Consider the following 15,420-nt stretch of genomic DNA (forward strand, 5'->3'; position numbering starts at 1 on the left):
GGAGCGGCGGCTTCGCGCAGGGCGGACATACGCATCTAATTGTCCAGGAAGCTGCGCAGCTTCCGCGAGCGCGAGGGGTGCTTCAGCTTGCGCAGCGCCTTGGCCTCGATCTGCCGGATGCGCTCGCGCGTCACGTTGAACTGTTGCCCGACCTCCTCCAGCGTGTGGTCGGTGTTCATGCCGATGCCGAAGCGCATGCGCAGCACCCGCTCCTCGCGCGGCGTGAGCGAGGAGAGCACCCGCGTCGTCGCCTCGCGCAGGTTGGACTGGATGGCGGCGTCCAGCGGGATGATGGCGGCCTTGTCCTCGATGAAGTCGCCGAGATGACTGTCCTCCTCGTCGCCGATCGGCGTCTCGAGGGAAATCGGCTCCTTGGCGATCTTCAGCACCTTCCGCACCTTCTCGAGCGGCATGCCGAGCTTCTCCGCCAGCTCCTCCGGCGTCGGCTCGCGGCCGATCTCGTGCAGCATCTGCCGGCTGGTGCGGACCAGCTTGTTGATCGTCTCGATCATGTGGACCGGGATGCGGATGGTCCGCGCCTGGTCCGCGATGGAGCGGGTGATCGCCTGGCGGATCCACCAGGTGGCGTAGGTGCTGAACTTGTAGCCGCGGCGGTATTCGAACTTATCCACCGCCTTCATCAGGCCGATATTCCCCTCCTGGATCAGGTCGAGGAATTGCAGGCCGCGATTGGTGTATTTCTTGGCGATGGAGATGACGAGGCGGAGGTTCGCCTCGATCATCTCCCGCTTTGCCTGGGTCATGTCCCGCTCGCCACGGGAGACGGTGGCATAGACGCGGCGGAACTCGCCGATCGGCAGGCTGGTGTCGTTGGCGATGGTCGCCATCTGGGCGCGCACCGCCTCCACATCCTCGCGGGAGCGGGCGATGAAGGCCTTCCAGGATTTATGGCTGAGCTTGCCGAGGCGGTCGAACCAGGCCGGGTCCAGCTCATTGCCACGCCAGTGCTGCAGGAAATCCTCCCGCTTCACCTTGGCGGCCTCCGCCATGCGCAGCACCTGGCCTTCCAGCGCCGTCAGCCTGCGGTTGATCTGCTTGAGCTGCTCGACCAGTTCCTCGATCCGGTTGTTGTGGAGATGCACCTTCTCCACCAGCCCGACCAGCTCGGTCCGCGCCTTCTCGTAGGTCTTCTCGGACCGGCCGGCGAGGTCCTCGCCCGCGGTATAGGCCTCCATGCGCTTCTGCTGCATCTTCTGCAGCTTGCCGTAGGCGGCCTCGATCGCCTCGAAGGCCGCCAGCGCCTCGGGCTTCAGCTTCTCTTCCAGCGCGGAGAGGGAGAGGCCCATGCCCTCGCCTTCCTCGCCTTCCTCGAATTCCTCGTTCGGGTCCGGGGCAGCGGCGTCCGGATTGTCGCCGGCATGGGTCGCCTCCAGGTCGATCACGTCGCGCAGCAGCATGCGGCCTTCCTTCACCGCATCATGCCAGGCGATGATCGCCTTGAAGGTCTGCGGGCTCTCGCAGAGCCCGCCGATCATCATGTCCCGCCCCGCCTCGATCCGCTTGGCGATGGCGATCTCGCCCTCGCGGGAGAGCAGCTCGACGCTGCCCATCTCGCGCAGATACATCCGGACGGGATCGTCGGTGCGGCCGAGATTTTCCTCGTCCACATTGCCGCCGGACTCCTCGTCCTCCTCCTTCTCCTTGTCCTCGGCGGCGGGCTTGGCGGCGGCCTCGCCGTCATCGGTCTCCTCGCCCTCGACGACGGTGATGCCGATCTCGGAGAGATTGGCCAGCGTGTCCTCGATGAGTTCGGAGGAGACCTGGTCCTGCGGCAGCGCCGCATTCACCTCGTCATAGGTGACGTAGCCGCGTTCCTTGCCCCGGGCGATCAGCTTCTTCACCGAGGCCGTCATGGTGTCGAGCAGCACACCATCGACCGCCTCGTCGCGGCTTTCGACCGTATCCGTGCCGTTCGCGACCTTGCTCGCCATGCCGTCCGCTCCGTTCCGGCGCCGTCCCCATGCCGGGGAAGGCGCGCCCGCCCTGTCCCTGCGGCCCGGTCCCGAAGCTCTGCCGGCTTCGCTCCCGGGCCGTACCCCCTCTTTCTCAGCGACCTGCCGTGCTCCCCCGCGAGTGGGGCGATCAGGTCACCAAGCCGTCCGCAGCCCCTGTTCGGGGTCGCCGCCGCGGAGCGCGGCCAGCGCCTCGCTCAGCCGGATGAGTCGCGCCTGGGCCGTGGCATCGTTGGTTTCCGCAAGCAAAAGCTGGGCCGCGTCGCGGTCTGCGACCAATTCCGCCTCGCCCCGCAGCAGACCGAAGAAGTGCCACCACCCGTCCAGCGCCTCCGCCGGTTGCGCCTCCTGCAGCGAAGCGGCCGAGAGGCCCTGGGGCCGCAACGCCCAGGCCATGGCCGCACCGAGCCCATAATGGGCGAGGTGGTCCATCAGCGCCGCCGAGTCAAGCAGGGGGGCCTCCGCCAGGAAGCGCAGCAGGGCGGCGCGCAGCGCCACGCAATCGCCTTCCGGCAGGTCGAGCGCGGCGAAAGGCTCCTCCACTTCCGGCAACAGCGCGGGGTGCCGCAGCAGGATGGCCAGCAGGTTGCGCGCCCGCTCCAGCCTGATGGCGGCGAGGTCGATCGGCGCGCGGCGTGGCGTGACGGGGCCGGGCCGCGCCGCGCCGCCACCGCGGCGGTTGCCGGCGAAGAAGCGGTCCAGCAGCGCGCGGCGATATTCGGCCGCCAGCGCCTTGTCCGGGATGGCGCGCGCAGCGGCCTCCAGCCGGTGGCGCAGCGCGGCGCGCTGCTCCGGCGTCTCCAGCCGCTTGCCCTCGGCCAGCAGATCGTAGAGCGCGGCGGAAAGCGGCCGGGCGGCCTGCAGCACCGCCTCGAAGGCGCGGCGGCCGCCCTTCAGGATCAGCGTGTCGGGATCCTCGCCGCCGCTCAGCATGGCGAGCTTCAGGCTGCGCTCCGGCGCCAGCAGCGGCAGGGCCAGCTCCGCCGCCCGGGCCGCGGCGCGGGCGCCGGCGGCATCACCGTCGAAGCTCAGCACCGGCTCCGGCGAGATCTGCCACAGCGCCTCGAGCTGCTCCGCCGTCAGCGCGGTGCCGAGCGGCGCCACGGCGCCGGCGAACCCCGCCTGGTGCAGGGCGATGACGTCCATATAGCCCTCGACCACCAGCAGCACGGCGCCGCGGAACACCCCCTCCCGCGCCTGGTCCAGGCCGTAGAGGCTGCGGCGCTTCTGGAACAGCGCGGTTTCCGGTCCGTTGACGTATTTCGGCTGGCCGTCGCCCAGGATGCGGCCGCCGAAGGAGATGGTGCGGCCGCGCCGGTCGCGGATGGGGAACATGACCCGGCCGAAGAACATATCCGTGAGGCCGGCTTCCGGCCTCTCCGGGTCGCGCGGCTTCATCAGCCCGGCCTCGACGAGCTGGGCCGGCTCGATGCCCTCGGCCTTCAGCTCGGCGGCCAGCGCGCCGCGCCCCTCGCCGGACCAGCCGAGGCCGAAGCGCTCGATCGTCTCCTCGGTCAGGCCGCGGCGCTGCAGATAGTCCAGCGCGGGCCGGCCTTCGGGCAGGCGCAGGCGGCGGCGATAGGCGGCCTCCGCCGCGGCCAGCACGGCATGCAGGTCGCGGGCGCGGCGCTCCCGCGCCGCGGCCTCGGGCGTGGGTTTCGGCACCTCCAGCCCGGCCTCGCGCGCCAGCCGCTCCACCGCCTCGGGGAAGCTCGCCCCCTCGCCGCGCATGAGGAAGGTGATGGCATCGCCATGCGCGCCGCAGCCGAAGCAGTGGAAATGGTCGTCATAGACGTAGAAGCTCGGCGTCTTCTCGTTGTGGAAGGGGCAGCAGCCCTTCCACTGCCGGCCATTCCGGGCCAGCCGCGTCTTGCGGCCGATGAGCTGGGCCAGCGGGGTGCGGGCGCGCAGCTCCTCGAGAAAGGCGGGGGGGAGGGCCATGGCGTGGGGATAGCATAGCGTCCGCGCGACCGGATGCGGGAGGGTCGCCAGACCGTGCCGGCGGGTTTGCGGCGGGCGCCGCCCGCCTCAGGGCGCCCGCTGCCAGAGCTGCGCCCCGCCGGAGGCCAGCCCCAGCCGCAACCTCTCGCCTTCCAGCCGATAGCTGCGGATCTGCGCCGCTTCCCGCGCCAGCCGCGGTTCCAGCGAGCCGGGTGCGCAGGCCGCGCGCGTCGTCACCAGCGGGCCGAAGGCGATGCGGCCCTGGTCCGGCGCCTCTGCCGTGGCGGTCCAGCGCCCGGCGCCGCGATTGCAGTCCAGCCGCATGGCCAGGCGCCCATCCGGGCCGAGGCGCAGCTCGTAGCGCGTTGGATCCGCCGGCACGACCGCGGCGGCCGGATCGCCGGGCGGAAGAAGGCGTTCCAGCCGCCAGGCCGTGTCGGCCAGGGGCGGCCCGGCGGTGGGCGGCGCGCCGGCAGGGGCCTGCGCCGCCGCCGGCGCGGCCAGGGCGGCAAGCAGGCAGGCGATCGGCAGGGGCCGCATCGCTCAGCCCCCCAGCGCCGCCTTCACCAGCGGCCCGGCCTTCGCCATGTCCAGGCTGGCGGCGTGCTTCGCCTTCAGCGCCGCCATCACCTTGCCCATCTCCTTGATGCTGCTGGCGCCGGTTTCCGCCACCGCCTCGGCCACCGCCGCGCGCATCGCCGCCTCATCCATCTGCTGCGGCAGGAAGCTTTCGATGACGGCGATCTCCGCCTCCTCCTTCGCCGCCAGCTCCGGCCGGTTGCCCTGGCGGTAGAGCTCGACGCTCTCGCGGCGGGACTTCGCCATGCCGCGCAGCATGGCGAGGATCTGCTCCTCCGGCACCTTGTCCACGCCGGAGGGGCGGGCGGCGATGTCCACATCCTTCAGCTTCGCGGTGATCATGCGGAGGGTGGAGGTACGGGCGACGTCCTTGGCCAGCATCGCCGCCTTCAGGGCGGCGGTGAAACGGCTGCGCAGGTCCTCGGCCATGGCGGTCTCCTCCGGGCGTGATGGCGGGCGGCCGTTCCGGCCGGCAGGCCGGAATCACGCGAGCAGATATCGGGCGGGGGAGGTAGCATGCGCGGCCAGGGAGGCAAGGCGGCCGGGTCGTGTCGTTTTTGGGAAATCATTTCCCACGCACCTTGGCGCCCTTGAGATGGGAAATGCTTTCCCACATAATGCAGCCATGCGCACGGTCGAAGACATCATCGCCCTGCTCGGCGGCCCGGAGGCCGCGGCACGGCATTGCGGCATCGGCACCGAGGCGGTGCGCAAATGGCGCCAGACCAAGGCCATTCCGGCCCGGCACTGGCCGGCGATCCTCGCCGCCACCGGCCTGCCCCTGGCCGAACTGCCCGGCGCCCCCGAACCCCGCGCGGAGACCAAGATGAGCGACGCCCCCGCCCCCGACGCCGTGCCCGAAGGCGAAGGGGCCTCCCGCGCGCCCGAGGGCAAAGGGATCTTCCGCGCGCCCGAGGGCAAAGGGATCTTCCGCGCGCCCGAGGGCGCGACCGCCTGCCTGGTGCTGGGGGATGGCAGCGTCTTCTGGGGGCGCGGCTTCGGCGCCCATACCCCGCCCCAGGGCTCCCTGCCCGCCGAGATCTGCTTCAACACCGGCATGACGGGCTATCAGGAGACCCTGACCGACCCCTCCTATGCCGGGCAGATCATCACCTTCACCTTCCCGCATATCGGCAATGTCGGCGCCAATCCGGAGGATATCGAGGCGGTGACGCCGGCCGCCCGCGGCCTGATCGTCAAGCAGGACGTGACCGAGCCGGCCAATTACCGCGCCACGCGCCACCTGGATGACTGGCTGAAATCGCATGGCGTGCCGGGCATCGCCGGGCTGGACACGCGGGCGCTGACCGCCCGCATCCGCGATGGCGGGGCGCCGAACGGGGTGCTCGCCTTCCCCGAGGATGGCCGCTTCGACCTCGCCGCCCTGCGCGCGGCGGCCGCCGCCTGGCCAGGGCTGGAGGGGATGGACCTGGCGAAGGAGGTCTCCTGCCGCCAGGCCTATCACTGGGACGAGACGCGCTGGGCCTGGCCGGAGGGCTTCGGCCGCCAGACGGCGCCGAAGCACAGGGTCGTCGCGGTGGATTACGGCGCCAAGCGCAACATCCTGCGCTGCCTCGCCTCGGCGGGCCTCGACGTGACGGTGGTGCCGGCGACGGCCACCGCCGAGGAGATCCTGCGCCACCAGCCGGATGGCGTCTTCCTCTCCAACGGCCCCGGCGACCCGGCGGCGACGGGCGAATACGCCGTGCCCGCCATCCGCGCGGTGCTGGAGCGGAAGGTGCCGGTCTTCGGCATCTGCCTCGGCCACCAATTGCTCGGCCTGGCGCTGGGCGGCAGCACCTACAAGCTGGAACGCGGCCATCGCGGCGCCAACCAGCCGGTGAAGGACCTGACCACCGGCAAGGTGGAGATCACCAGCCAGAATCACGGCTTCGCGGTGGACGAGAAGAGCCTGCCGGCAAGCGTCAAGGTGACGCATATCTCGCTTTTCGACGGCTCGAATGAAGGGCTGATGGCGACCGACCTGCCGGCCTTCTCCGTGCAGTACCACCCGGAAGCCAGCCCCGGCCCGACGGATAGCCACTACCTGTTCCACCGCTTCGTCGCGCTGATCGAGAAGCACAAGCAAGCCGCCTGAGCATGCGTCAGCGCCGCGCCCTGCTGGCCACCGCGCATTTCGCCCATGTCGCGGGATCGGAGCTGGTGCTGCTGGAAGCGGCGGAGGCGCTGGCGGCGCGCGGCTTCGCCTGCGAGATATTGAGCTGCCTGGCCGAAGGGCCGATGGCGGCGCTGGCCGCCGCCGCCGGCGTCCCGCTGCGGCATGGGCCGGCCGCGATCCGCGCCTTCGACTATGATCTGCTCTGGCTGCAGCACCGCTTCGAGACGCTGTTCGACTACCGGCCGGAGCCGGAGGCGCGGGAGCGCAGCCTCTTCGTCTTCGCCCATCTGGACCGGAGCTGGGATTTCGCCCAGCCGGGGGTGCTGGCGGAGCCCTTCCTGGCCGACGCCATCCTGGTGCCTTCGGAGGAAGGGGAGGCGCAGGTGATCGCCGCCGGCTTGCCGGCGGAGAAGGTGATGGTGTTCCGCAACGCCGCCCCGCCCGGCTTCGCCCGGCCGGCGGGCGCGCCCCGCAGGGCGCTGCGGCGGTTGCTGGTGGTCTCCAACCACGCCCCGCCGGAGGTGCTGGCCGCCCTGCCCCTGCTGCGCGCGGCGGGGCTGGAGGTGGTGCATTGGGGCCTGGGCGGCGAGGTGGTGGGGCAGCGCCTGACCGCCGCCGACCTGGACGCGGCGGATGCGGTGCTGAGCATCGGCAAGACCGTCCCCTATGCGCTGCGGGCCCGGCTGCCGGCTTTCGTCTATGACCATTTCGGCGGGCCGGGCTGGCTGGACGCGAGGACGCTGCACAGCGCCGCCCGCCATCATTTCTCCGGCCGCTGCTGCGCGCGGCCTTTGGCGCCGGAGGCGCTGGCGGCGGAGCTGCTGGAGGGCTTCCCCGCCGCCGCCGCTTTCGCCGCCGCCCTGCCGGAGGCCGCCCTGGCGCCCTTCGCGCTGGAACGGGTGATGGATGCGCTGCTGGCCGGGCTGGAGACGGCACCGACGGCAGAGGCCCGCCGCGCCGGGCTGGCGGCGCTGGAGCCGCAGCTCAGTGCCGAGCGGCACCTGGCCGCGGCGGCGGCGCATTACTACAGCGAATGGCTCTGGCAGCGCCGCCTGATCGCGGCGTCGGCGCCGGGCTGACAACAGGGAGGAAAGCGCATGTTCGATCTGAAGGGCCGGGTCGGGTTGGTCACCGGCGGTAATGGCGGCATCGGCCTCGGCTTCGCCCGGGGCCTCGCCAAGGGGGGCGCCGCGGTGATGGTGGCCGGCCGCAATGCGGAGAAGAACGCGGCGGCGGTGGCGGAGCTGGCGGCGCTCGGCGCCATAGCGGATTCCGTCGTGGTGGACGTCACCGACGAAGCCAGCATCAACGCCATGGTGGCGGCGACCGTCGCCCGCCTCGGCCGGCTGGACATCCTGGTGAACAATGCCGGCATCAACATCCGCAACCGGCCGGAAGTCTACGACCTGGCCGATTGGCACCAGGTGATCGCCACCAACCTGACCAGCACCATGTTGGCGAGCAAGGCGGCCTTCCCGCATCTGAAGGCCAGCGGGCAGGGGCGGGTGATCAACAACGGCTCCATGCTCTCCATCTTCGGCCTGCCGCTGCATGCCGCCTATGGCGCCAGCAAGGGCGGGGTGGTGCAGCTCACCAAGAGCCTGGCGGTGGCCTGGGCGCCGGACGGCATCACGGTGAACTGCATCCTGCCCGGCTGGATCGACACCGACCTGACCCGCAAGGCACGCACCGACATGCCGAAGCTGAACGACAACGTCCTCTCCCGCACGCCCAGCCTGCGCTGGGGCTCGCCGGCGGATTTCGAGGGGGTGGCGGCCTTCCTCGGCAGCGCGGCCAGCGCCTTCATCACCGGGGTGGCGATCCCGGTGGATGGCGGCTTTTCGGTGAATGGATAGAGCCTTGCCCAGCCTCCACACCCTCCTCGTCTTCGCCGCCCTCTCGCTCGGCCTGGCCCTGACGCCGGGGCCGAACATGCTCTACCTCGTCTCCCGCTCGCTCGCGCAGGGGACGGGGGCGGGGATGGTCTCGCTCTTCGGCTGCCAGGCCGGGTCGCTGGCCATCATGCTGGCGGCATCCGCCGGCATCACCGCGGCGCTGCTCGCCATTCCCTATGCCTGGGACGTGCTGCGGCTGGGCGGCGCGGCCTATCTCGCCTTCCTTGCCTGGCAGAGCCTCCGGCCCGGCGGCCAGCCCCTGTTTGCCCCGCGGCCGATGCCGAAGGAGCCGTCCTGGCGGCTGTTCAGCGTGGGCTTCGCCACCGCGGCGCTGAACCCGAAGGTGGCGCTGTTCTACATGGCGGTGCTGCCGCCCTTCATCGACCCGGCGCGCGGCCATGTCTTCCTGCAGGGCGCGCTGCTCGGCGCGGTGCAGATCGCCGTCTGCACCCTGTTCGATGCTGTGCTGGTCTGGGGCGCCGCCGCCACCGCCCGCTTCCTCGGCACAAGGCCGATCTGGATGGCGGTGCAGCGCTGGGTGCTGGGCGCCGCGCTCGGCCTGCTGGCGGTGAAGCTGGCGACGCAGCGGAGCACGACGTGACGCTGGTGTTCCTGGCGCTGCTGGCGCTGTCCTGGACGGGCCTCTCGCTTGCTCTGCTGGCCATGCTGTTCCGCCGGATGATGCCGCCGCGCCTTGCCGCCTGGCGAGCCTTCGGCCTTGGCCTGGTGGTGAACGGCTTCTGCGCCTGGTTCGCCGCGCCCGGGGAGCCTCTGGCCGCCCTCGCCCTGATCCTCCTCTCTCACCTGCTGCTGCTGCCGCCCCTGCTGCTGGCGGCGCGGCGCGAACCCCTTGCCTGAACCGGACCTCCCATGCCGAAGCGCACCGACATCTCCTCCATCCTCATCATCGGCGCCGGCCCGATCGTCATCGGCCAGGCCTGCGAATTCGACTATTCCGGTGCCCAGGCCTGCAAGGCCCTCAGGGCGGAGGGCTATCGCGTCATCCTCGTCAACTCCAACCCGGCAACGATCATGACCGATCCGGGGCTGGCGGATGCCACCTACATCGAACCCATCACGGTCGAGATGGTGGAGAAGATCATCGCCAAGGAGCGCCCCGATGCGCTGCTGCCCACCATGGGCGGCCAGACCGCGCTGAACACCGCGCTGAAGCTGGCAGAGGCCGGCGTGCTGGCGAAATACGGCTGCGAGCTGATCGGGGCCAAGGCGGAGGTGATCGACAAGGCGGAGGACCGGCAGAAATTCCGCGACGCCATGGCGAAGATCGGCATCGAGAGCCCACGCAGCGCCATCGCACACACCATGGAGGAAGCCCGCGCGGCGCTGGAGGAGGTGAAGCTCCCCTGCGTCATCCGCCCCAGCTTCACCCTGGGCGGCACCGGCGGCGGCATCGCCTATAACCGCGAGGAATTCGAGCAGATCGTCGCCGCCGGCCTCGACGCCTCGATGACCAGCGAGGTGCTGGTGGAGGAGAGCGTCCTCGGCTGGAAGGAATACGAGATGGAGGTGGTCCGCGACACCGCGGACAATTGCATCATCATCTGCTCCATCGAGAATCTGGACGCCATGGGGGTGCATACCGGGGACAGCGTGACCATTGCCCCGGCGCTGACCCTGACGGACAAGGAATACCAGCGCCTGCGCGATGCCAGCATCGCCTGCCTGCGGGAGATCGGCGTCGATACCGGCGGGTCGAACGTGCAGTTCGGCATCAACCCGGCGGATGGCCGCATGGTCATCATCGAGATGAACCCGCGCGTCTCGCGCAGCTCGGCGCTGGCCTCCAAGGCCACCGGCTTCCCCATCGCCAAGGTCGCGGCGAAGCTCGCCGTGGGCTACACGCTGGATGAGCTGGCGAACGACATCACCCGCGTCACGCCGGCGAGCTTCGAGCCGACCATCGACTATGTCGTGGTGAAGATCCCGCGCTTCACCTTCGAGAAATTCCCCGGCACGCCGGCGACCCTGACCACCAGCATGAAGAGCGTGGGCGAGGCGATGGCCATCGGCCGTTCCTTCGCGGAGGCGCTGCAGAAGGGGCTGCGCAGCCTGGAGACCGGCTTCGCCGGGCTGGATGAGGTGGCGGCGCCGGGCGATGGCAGCCTCGGCGCCTACCACGCCGCGCTGGCCACGCCGCGGCCGGACCGCATCCTGATGGCGGCGCAGGCGATGCGCGCCGGCATGCCGCTCGCCGAAATCGCCGAGGCGAGCAAATTCGACCCCTGGTTCCTCCGCGAGGTGGAGAAGATCGTGCGGGCGGAGGCGGAGCTCCGTGCCACCGGCCTGCCGAAGACCGCCACCGCGCTGCGCCGGGTGAAGGCGCTCGGCTTCTCCGACAAGCGCCTGGCGCAGCTCACCGGCAGCAGCGAGGCCGCGGTGGAACAGGCGCGCCAGGCCCTCGGCGTCGCGCCGGTCTACAAGCGCATCGATACCTGCGCCGCCGAATTCGCCTCCGAAACGCCCTATATGTATTCCACCTACGAGGGCGGCTTCGGCGTGCCGGTCTGCGAAAGCCGGCCGACCGACAAGCGCAAGGTGGTCATCCTTGGCGGCGGGCCGAACCGCATCGGCCAGGGCATCGAATTCGACTATTGCTGCGTCCATGCCTGCTACGCGCTGCGCGAAGCCGGCTTCGAGACCATCATGGTCAATTGCAACCCGGAGACCGTCAGCACCGATTACGACACCTCCGACCGGCTCTATTTCGAGCCGCTGACCGCCGAGGACGTCATCAGCCTGATCCGCAAGGAGCAGGAGAAGGGCGAGCTGCTCGGCTGCATCGTGCAATATGGCGGGCAGACGCCCCTCAAGCTGTCCCAGGCGCTGCACAAGGCGGGCATCCCCATCCTCGGCACCAGCGCGGAAGCCATCGACATCGCCGAGGACCGCGAGCGCTTCCAGCACCTGCTGAAGGGCCTCGGCCTGAAGCAGCCGCAGAACGGCACGGCGCGCACGCTGGACGAGGCCGTCACCGAGGCGGAGCGCATCGGCTACCCCGTCGTCGTCCGCCCCTCCTACGTGCTCGGCGGCCGCGCCATGGAGATCGCGCATAACCGCGAGCAGCTCCTGCGCTTCGGCCAGGAGGCGGTAAAGGTCTCGGGCGAGAACCCCATCCTCATCGACCAGTACCTGGCCGACGCCATCGAGGTGGATGTGGACTGCATCGCCGATGCGGCGGGCGAAGTCTATGTCGCCGGCGTCATGGAGCATATCGAGGAGGCCGGCATCCACTCCGGCGACAGCGCCTGCTCCCTGCCCCCCTATTCCCTGCCGCCCGCCATCGTCACCGAGCTGAAGGCGGAGACCGAGGCGATGGCCAAGGCGCTGAAGGTGCAGGGGCTGATGAATGTCCAGTACGCGGTGAAGGACGGCGAGATCTACGTGCTGGAGGTCAATCCCCGCGCCTCCCGCACCGTACCCTTCGTTGCCAAGGCGACCGGCGTGCCGGTGGCGAAGATCGGCGCGCGGGTGATGGCCGGCGCGGGCTTGCGCGAATTCGCGCTGGATGACGAGGCGATCAGCCGCCATGTCGCGGTGAAGGAGGCGGTCTTCCCCTTCAACCGCTTCCCCAATGTGGACGTCATCCTGGGCCCGGAGATGAAATCCACCGGCGAGGTGATGGGCCTCGACGCCAGTTTCGAGCGTGCCTTCGCCAAATCCCAGCTCGGCGCAGGGGTGAAGCTGCCGCTCTCCGGCACCGCCTTCATCTCGGTGAAGGATGGCGACAAGCCGGCCGCCGTGGTGCTGGCCAGGCGGCTGACCGATATGGGCTTCACCGTCATGGCCACGCGCGGCACCGCCGCCCGCATCCGCGAAGCCGGCCTGGCCTGCCAGGTGGTGAACAAGGTGCTGGAAGGCCGGCCACATTGCGTGGATGCCATCAAGTCGGGCGACATCCAGCTCGTCATCAACACCACAGGTGGCGGGCAGAGCGTGGCGGACAGCTTCGACATCCGCCGCTCCGCCCTCACCCATGGGGTGCCGCACTACACCACGGCGGCCGGCGCCCGGGCGGCGGTGCATGCCATCGCGGCGCTGAAGGCGGGAACCCTTGATGTGGCCCCCCTGCAGTCCTATTTTAGCCATTCTTTCTGAGCGCGACGGGTGCGGCGGGTCCGCGGCCCCGCATGGCTGTGCCCCGGCTGCGGGCCGCCAGCGGGCCACAGCCGGCACCCGGCGCCAAGGTTCCCTCTTGCCGTAGGAATTCGCTTGGCCGGCATTGTCTGGCCTCTGCGATAGTCAAGGCAGGGCCAGAGTCAGTCTGGGTTTGCGAAGGAAGGGCTTGCCGTGCAGAAATTCCCCATGACCGCGGAAGGTCTGGCGAAGCTGGAGGAGGAGCTGAAGGTCCTGAAAGCCGAGGAGCGGCCCGCGGTGATCCGCGCGATCGCCGAGGCGCGGGCCCATGGCGATCTTTCGGAGAACGCCGAGTACCATGCGGCGCGGGAAAAGCAGTCCTTCATCGAGGGCCGCATCGCCGAGCTGGAGACCATCATCCCGGCTGCCGAGGTGATCGACGTCTCCAAGCTCTCCGGCGACCAGGTGAAATTCGGCGCCCGCGTCACCGTCGTCGATGAGGAGACGGAGGAGGAGAAGACCTACCGCATCGTCGGCGCCTATGAGGCCGACATGAAGGTGAACTCCATCTCCATCTCCTCGCCGCTGGCGAAGGCGCTGATCGGCAAGAAGGTCGGCGACAGCGTGGAGGTGCCCGCCCCCGGCGGCGCCCGCGCCTATGAGATCACCAACGTCGCCTTCCGCTGAGGCTGCCATGCCGTTGCGGAACCTGGCCGGCGCCGTCGCGGCGCCGCTGCCTTCGCTCGTACCTTTGGGGCTGGAGGAGGTGCGGGCCGCCGCGGCGCGCATCCAGGGCAGCGTCATCCGCACGCCGACCCTCTTCTCCGATGCGGTCAGCCGGGCGACCGGCGCCAAGGTCTGGCTGAAGCTGGACAACCTGCAGGCGACGGGCGCCTTCAAGGAGCGCGGCGCGGCCAACCGCATCGCCCTGCTCTCGGCGCGGGAACGGGCGGCGGGGGTCATCGCCATGTCCGCCGGCAACCATGCGCAGGCGGTGGCGCGGCATGCCTCGCTGGCCGGCATCAGCGCCACCATCGTCATGCCGAAATTCACCCCGGCGACCAAGGTGGTGCGCACGGAGGGCTGGGGCGCGCGGGTGGTGCTGCAGGGCGAGAGCCTGGCGGAATCCGCCGCCCATGCGCGCGACCTCGCGCTGCGGGAAGGCCTGACCTTCATCCACCCCTATGACGATCCCGGCGTCATCGCCGGCCAGGGCACGCTGGCGCTGGAGATGCTGGAGGATGCGCCGGAGATCTCCGTCCTGGCCGTGCCGGTGGGTGGCGGGGGCTTGCTCACCGGCTGCGCCGCCGCGGCGCTGGAGCTGCATCCCGGCATGACGGTGTTCGGGGTGGAGGTGGAGGCCTATTCCGCCATGGCCCAGCGCCTGGGCGGCAGGCCCGTCGCGGTGGGCGGGCCGACCGTCGCCGAGGGCATCGCCGTGCGCGATGTGGGCGAGCTGCCCTTCGCCTGGCTGCAGCGCCAGGGGGTGGAGGTGCTGGTGGTGCCGGAGCGGGCGGTGGAGGAAGCCATCGCCCTGCTGGCCGAAGGCGCCAAGGTGGTGGCGGAAGGCGCCGGCGCCGCCGCGCTGGCCGCGGTGCTGGCCTTTCCGGAACGCTTCGCCGGCCGCGCCGTGGGGCTGCCGGTGACCGGCGGCAATATCGACGCCCGCGCCCTCTCCAACGTGCTGCTGCGGCAATTGCTGCGGGATGGCCGCATCCTGCGCCTGCACTTCGACATCCCGGACCGGCCCGGTATGCTGGCGGATATCTCCGCCCGCATCTCGGCGCTGGGCGGCAATGTCATCGAGGTGCAGCACCAGCAGCTCTTCGGCGCGCCGACGGTGCAGAGCACGGAGCTGCACCTGATGGTGGAGGTGCGCGACGCCGCCCAGGGCCAGGCCATCATCGCCGCGCTGGAGGCGGGGAATTACGTGGTGCGGCGCGGGTGACTCCGCGCAAAGCCGCTGCGCGTCCTCGTCCCCCGTAGCCACTCAGTCCCGGCGACCCCGCACAGCCTGCCGGGACGGACACCGGGCGGCACCGTCCCGACCGGCAGGCATGGCTTGCGCCGTCTATCCGGTCAGACTAGTCTGACCCCATGCTCGACACCAGCCCTCCGCAAGCCTGGAAGCTGCAGGACGCCAAGGCCCGCTTCAGCGAGCTGGTCCGGGCCGCCCAGGCCGAGGGGCCGCAGACCGTGACGCTGCATGGCCGGCCGGCCGTGGTGGTGCTCTCCGCCGAGGAATACGCCCGGCTGGTGCCGGCCGAACCGGCGCCCACCCTGTTCGACATCATGCAATCCATGCCCCCCGGCCTGCCGGAGGAATTCGAATTCGGCCAGCGCGGCGATCCCCTGCCCGTCCGCGACCCGGAACCGTGACGGGCTGGCTGCTCGACACCAATGTGCTGTCGGAGCTGCGCAAGCCGCGCTGCCACCCCGGGGTGCGCGCCTGGGCCAGCGCCCAGCCCCTCGCCAGCCTTTACGTGAGCTGCATCAGCCTCGCCGAGCTGCGCTACGGCGTCGAGCGCCTGACGCCGGGCGACGCCTTCCGCGCCGAGCCGGAGCATTGGCTGGCGAACCAGCTCCGCCGCTGGCTCGGCCGGCGCGTGCTGGATATCGACGAGGCCGTGGCCCTGCGCTGGCGCCGCCTGGTGGAGGCGGCGCGGACGGAACGCCACACCTATCTCCAGCCCGATCTCTTCATCGCCGCGACGGCGCTGGCCCACGGCCTCGGCGTGGCCACCCGCAACACCGCCGATTTCCGCCCGACGGGCGTGCCCCTGCTGAATCCCTGGGACACGCCCCTGCCCGGCTGAGG

General features: G+C 70.7%; 14 protein-coding genes. 10 read left to right on the forward strand and 4 right to left on the reverse strand.

The annotated features are described in order from the left end of the window. Positions 1-35: 35 nt before the first annotated feature. The 4 genes from rpoD to E5N76_RS23220 form a co-directional block, all read right to left on the reverse strand. Positions 36-1,952, reverse strand: coding sequence for an RNA polymerase sigma factor RpoD (gene rpoD, locus E5N76_RS23205; RefSeq protein ID WP_149539701.1), 1,917 nt, complete (start codon positions 1,950-1,952; stop codon positions 36-38). 156 nt (positions 1,953-2,108) lie between these two features. Continuing rightward, on the reverse strand, positions 2,109-3,914 hold the full coding sequence (dnaG, locus tag E5N76_RS23210; protein WP_149539702.1) for a DNA primase: 1,806 nt from the start codon (positions 3,912-3,914) through the stop codon (positions 2,109-2,111). 87 nt (positions 3,915-4,001) lie between these two features. Then, positions 4,002-4,454 (reverse strand): META domain-containing protein, encoded by a 453-nt coding sequence (locus E5N76_RS23215; protein WP_149539703.1) that lies wholly within the window; start codon positions 4,452-4,454, stop codon positions 4,002-4,004. Positions 4,455-4,457: 3 nt separating this feature from the next. Next, positions 4,458-4,922, reverse strand: a complete 465-nt coding sequence (locus E5N76_RS23220) for a GatB/YqeY domain-containing protein (protein ID WP_149539704.1) — start codon at positions 4,920-4,922, stop codon at positions 4,458-4,460. Between the two features lie 196 nt (positions 4,923-5,118). Between E5N76_RS23220 and carA the strand changes: the two genes are divergently transcribed. The 10 genes from carA (at position 5,119) to E5N76_RS23270 (ending at position 15,418) form a co-directional block, all read left to right on the forward strand. Continuing rightward, positions 5,119-6,591: a glutamine-hydrolyzing carbamoyl-phosphate synthase small subunit gene (carA, locus tag E5N76_RS23225; RefSeq protein WP_149539705.1), complete on the forward strand. Its 1,473-nt coding sequence runs from the start codon at positions 5,119-5,121 to the stop codon at positions 6,589-6,591. 2 nt (positions 6,592-6,593) lie between these two features. Then, entirely contained in the window at positions 6,594-7,691 is a 1,098-nt protein-coding gene (locus tag E5N76_RS23230) for a hypothetical protein (protein ID WP_149539706.1), read from the forward strand. Positions 7,692-7,709: 18 nt separating this feature from the next. Then, positions 7,710-8,468 (forward strand): SDR family NAD(P)-dependent oxidoreductase, encoded by a 759-nt coding sequence (locus E5N76_RS23235; RefSeq protein WP_149539707.1) that lies wholly within the window; start codon positions 7,710-7,712, stop codon positions 8,466-8,468. 4 nt (positions 8,469-8,472) lie between these two features. Further along, positions 8,473-9,108, forward strand: coding sequence for a LysE family translocator (locus E5N76_RS23240; protein WP_207792085.1), 636 nt, complete (start codon positions 8,473-8,475; stop codon positions 9,106-9,108). Beyond that, entirely contained in the window at positions 9,105-9,365 is a 261-nt protein-coding gene (locus E5N76_RS23245) for a hypothetical protein (RefSeq protein WP_149539709.1), read from the forward strand. The genes E5N76_RS23240 and E5N76_RS23245 overlap by 4 nt, the downstream gene beginning before the upstream one ends. A 12-nt stretch (positions 9,366-9,377) precedes the next feature. Then, the gene (gene carB, locus E5N76_RS23250; RefSeq protein ID WP_149539710.1) at positions 9,378-12,623 is read left to right on the forward strand and encodes a carbamoyl-phosphate synthase large subunit; all 3,246 of its coding nucleotides are present in this window, start codon (positions 9,378-9,380) and stop codon (positions 12,621-12,623) included. Positions 12,624-12,815: 192 nt separating this feature from the next. Beyond that, on the forward strand, positions 12,816-13,289 hold the full coding sequence (greA, locus tag E5N76_RS23255) for a transcription elongation factor GreA (RefSeq protein ID WP_149539711.1): 474 nt from the start codon (positions 12,816-12,818) through the stop codon (positions 13,287-13,289). Positions 13,290-13,296: 7 nt separating this feature from the next. After that, complete coding sequence (locus E5N76_RS23260; protein WP_149539712.1) at positions 13,297-14,550, forward strand: threonine ammonia-lyase; 1,254 nt, start codon at positions 13,297-13,299, stop codon at positions 14,548-14,550. Positions 14,551-14,699: 149 nt separating this feature from the next. After that, positions 14,700-14,981 (forward strand): type II toxin-antitoxin system Phd/YefM family antitoxin, encoded by a 282-nt coding sequence (locus E5N76_RS23265; RefSeq protein WP_149539713.1) that lies wholly within the window; start codon positions 14,700-14,702, stop codon positions 14,979-14,981. Next, the gene (locus E5N76_RS23270) at positions 14,978-15,418 is read left to right on the forward strand and encodes a type II toxin-antitoxin system VapC family toxin (RefSeq protein WP_149539714.1); all 441 of its coding nucleotides are present in this window, start codon (positions 14,978-14,980) and stop codon (positions 15,416-15,418) included. The genes E5N76_RS23265 and E5N76_RS23270 overlap by 4 nt, the downstream gene beginning before the upstream one ends. Positions 15,419-15,420 lie beyond the last annotated feature (2 nt).

It is taken from the genome of Siccirubricoccus phaeus, assembly GCF_008360935.1.
Lineage (GTDB): Bacteria > Pseudomonadota > Alphaproteobacteria > Acetobacterales > Acetobacteraceae > Siccirubricoccus > Siccirubricoccus phaeus.

What these genes read in the sequence shown, in the direction of transcription:
- carB (WP_149539710.1), top strand. Translation starts at nt 9,378, where the DNA reads ATGCCGAAGCGCACCGACATCTCCTCCATCCTCATCATCGGCGCCGGC.
- dnaG (WP_149539702.1), bottom strand. Translation starts at nt 3,914, where the DNA reads ATGGCCCTCCCCCCCGCCTTTCTCGAGGAGCTGCGCGCCCGCACCCCG.
- E5N76_RS23215 (WP_149539703.1), bottom strand. Translation starts at nt 4,454, where the DNA reads ATGCGGCCCCTGCCGATCGCCTGCCTGCTTGCCGCCCTGGCCGCGCCG.
- E5N76_RS23260 (WP_149539712.1), top strand. Translation starts at nt 13,297, where the DNA reads ATGCCGTTGCGGAACCTGGCCGGCGCCGTCGCGGCGCCGCTGCCTTCG.
- E5N76_RS23230 (WP_149539706.1), top strand. Translation starts at nt 6,594, where the DNA reads ATGCGTCAGCGCCGCGCCCTGCTGGCCACCGCGCATTTCGCCCATGTC.
- rpoD (WP_149539701.1), bottom strand. Translation starts at nt 1,952, where the DNA reads ATGGCGAGCAAGGTCGCGAACGGCACGGATACGGTCGAAAGCCGCGAC.
- carA (WP_149539705.1), top strand. Translation starts at nt 5,119, where the DNA reads ATGCGCACGGTCGAAGACATCATCGCCCTGCTCGGCGGCCCGGAGGCC.
- E5N76_RS23265 (WP_149539713.1), top strand. Translation starts at nt 14,700, where the DNA reads ATGCTCGACACCAGCCCTCCGCAAGCCTGGAAGCTGCAGGACGCCAAG.
- E5N76_RS23220 (WP_149539704.1), bottom strand. Translation starts at nt 4,922, where the DNA reads ATGGCCGAGGACCTGCGCAGCCGTTTCACCGCCGCCCTGAAGGCGGCG.
- E5N76_RS23235 (WP_149539707.1), top strand. Translation starts at nt 7,710, where the DNA reads ATGTTCGATCTGAAGGGCCGGGTCGGGTTGGTCACCGGCGGTAATGGC.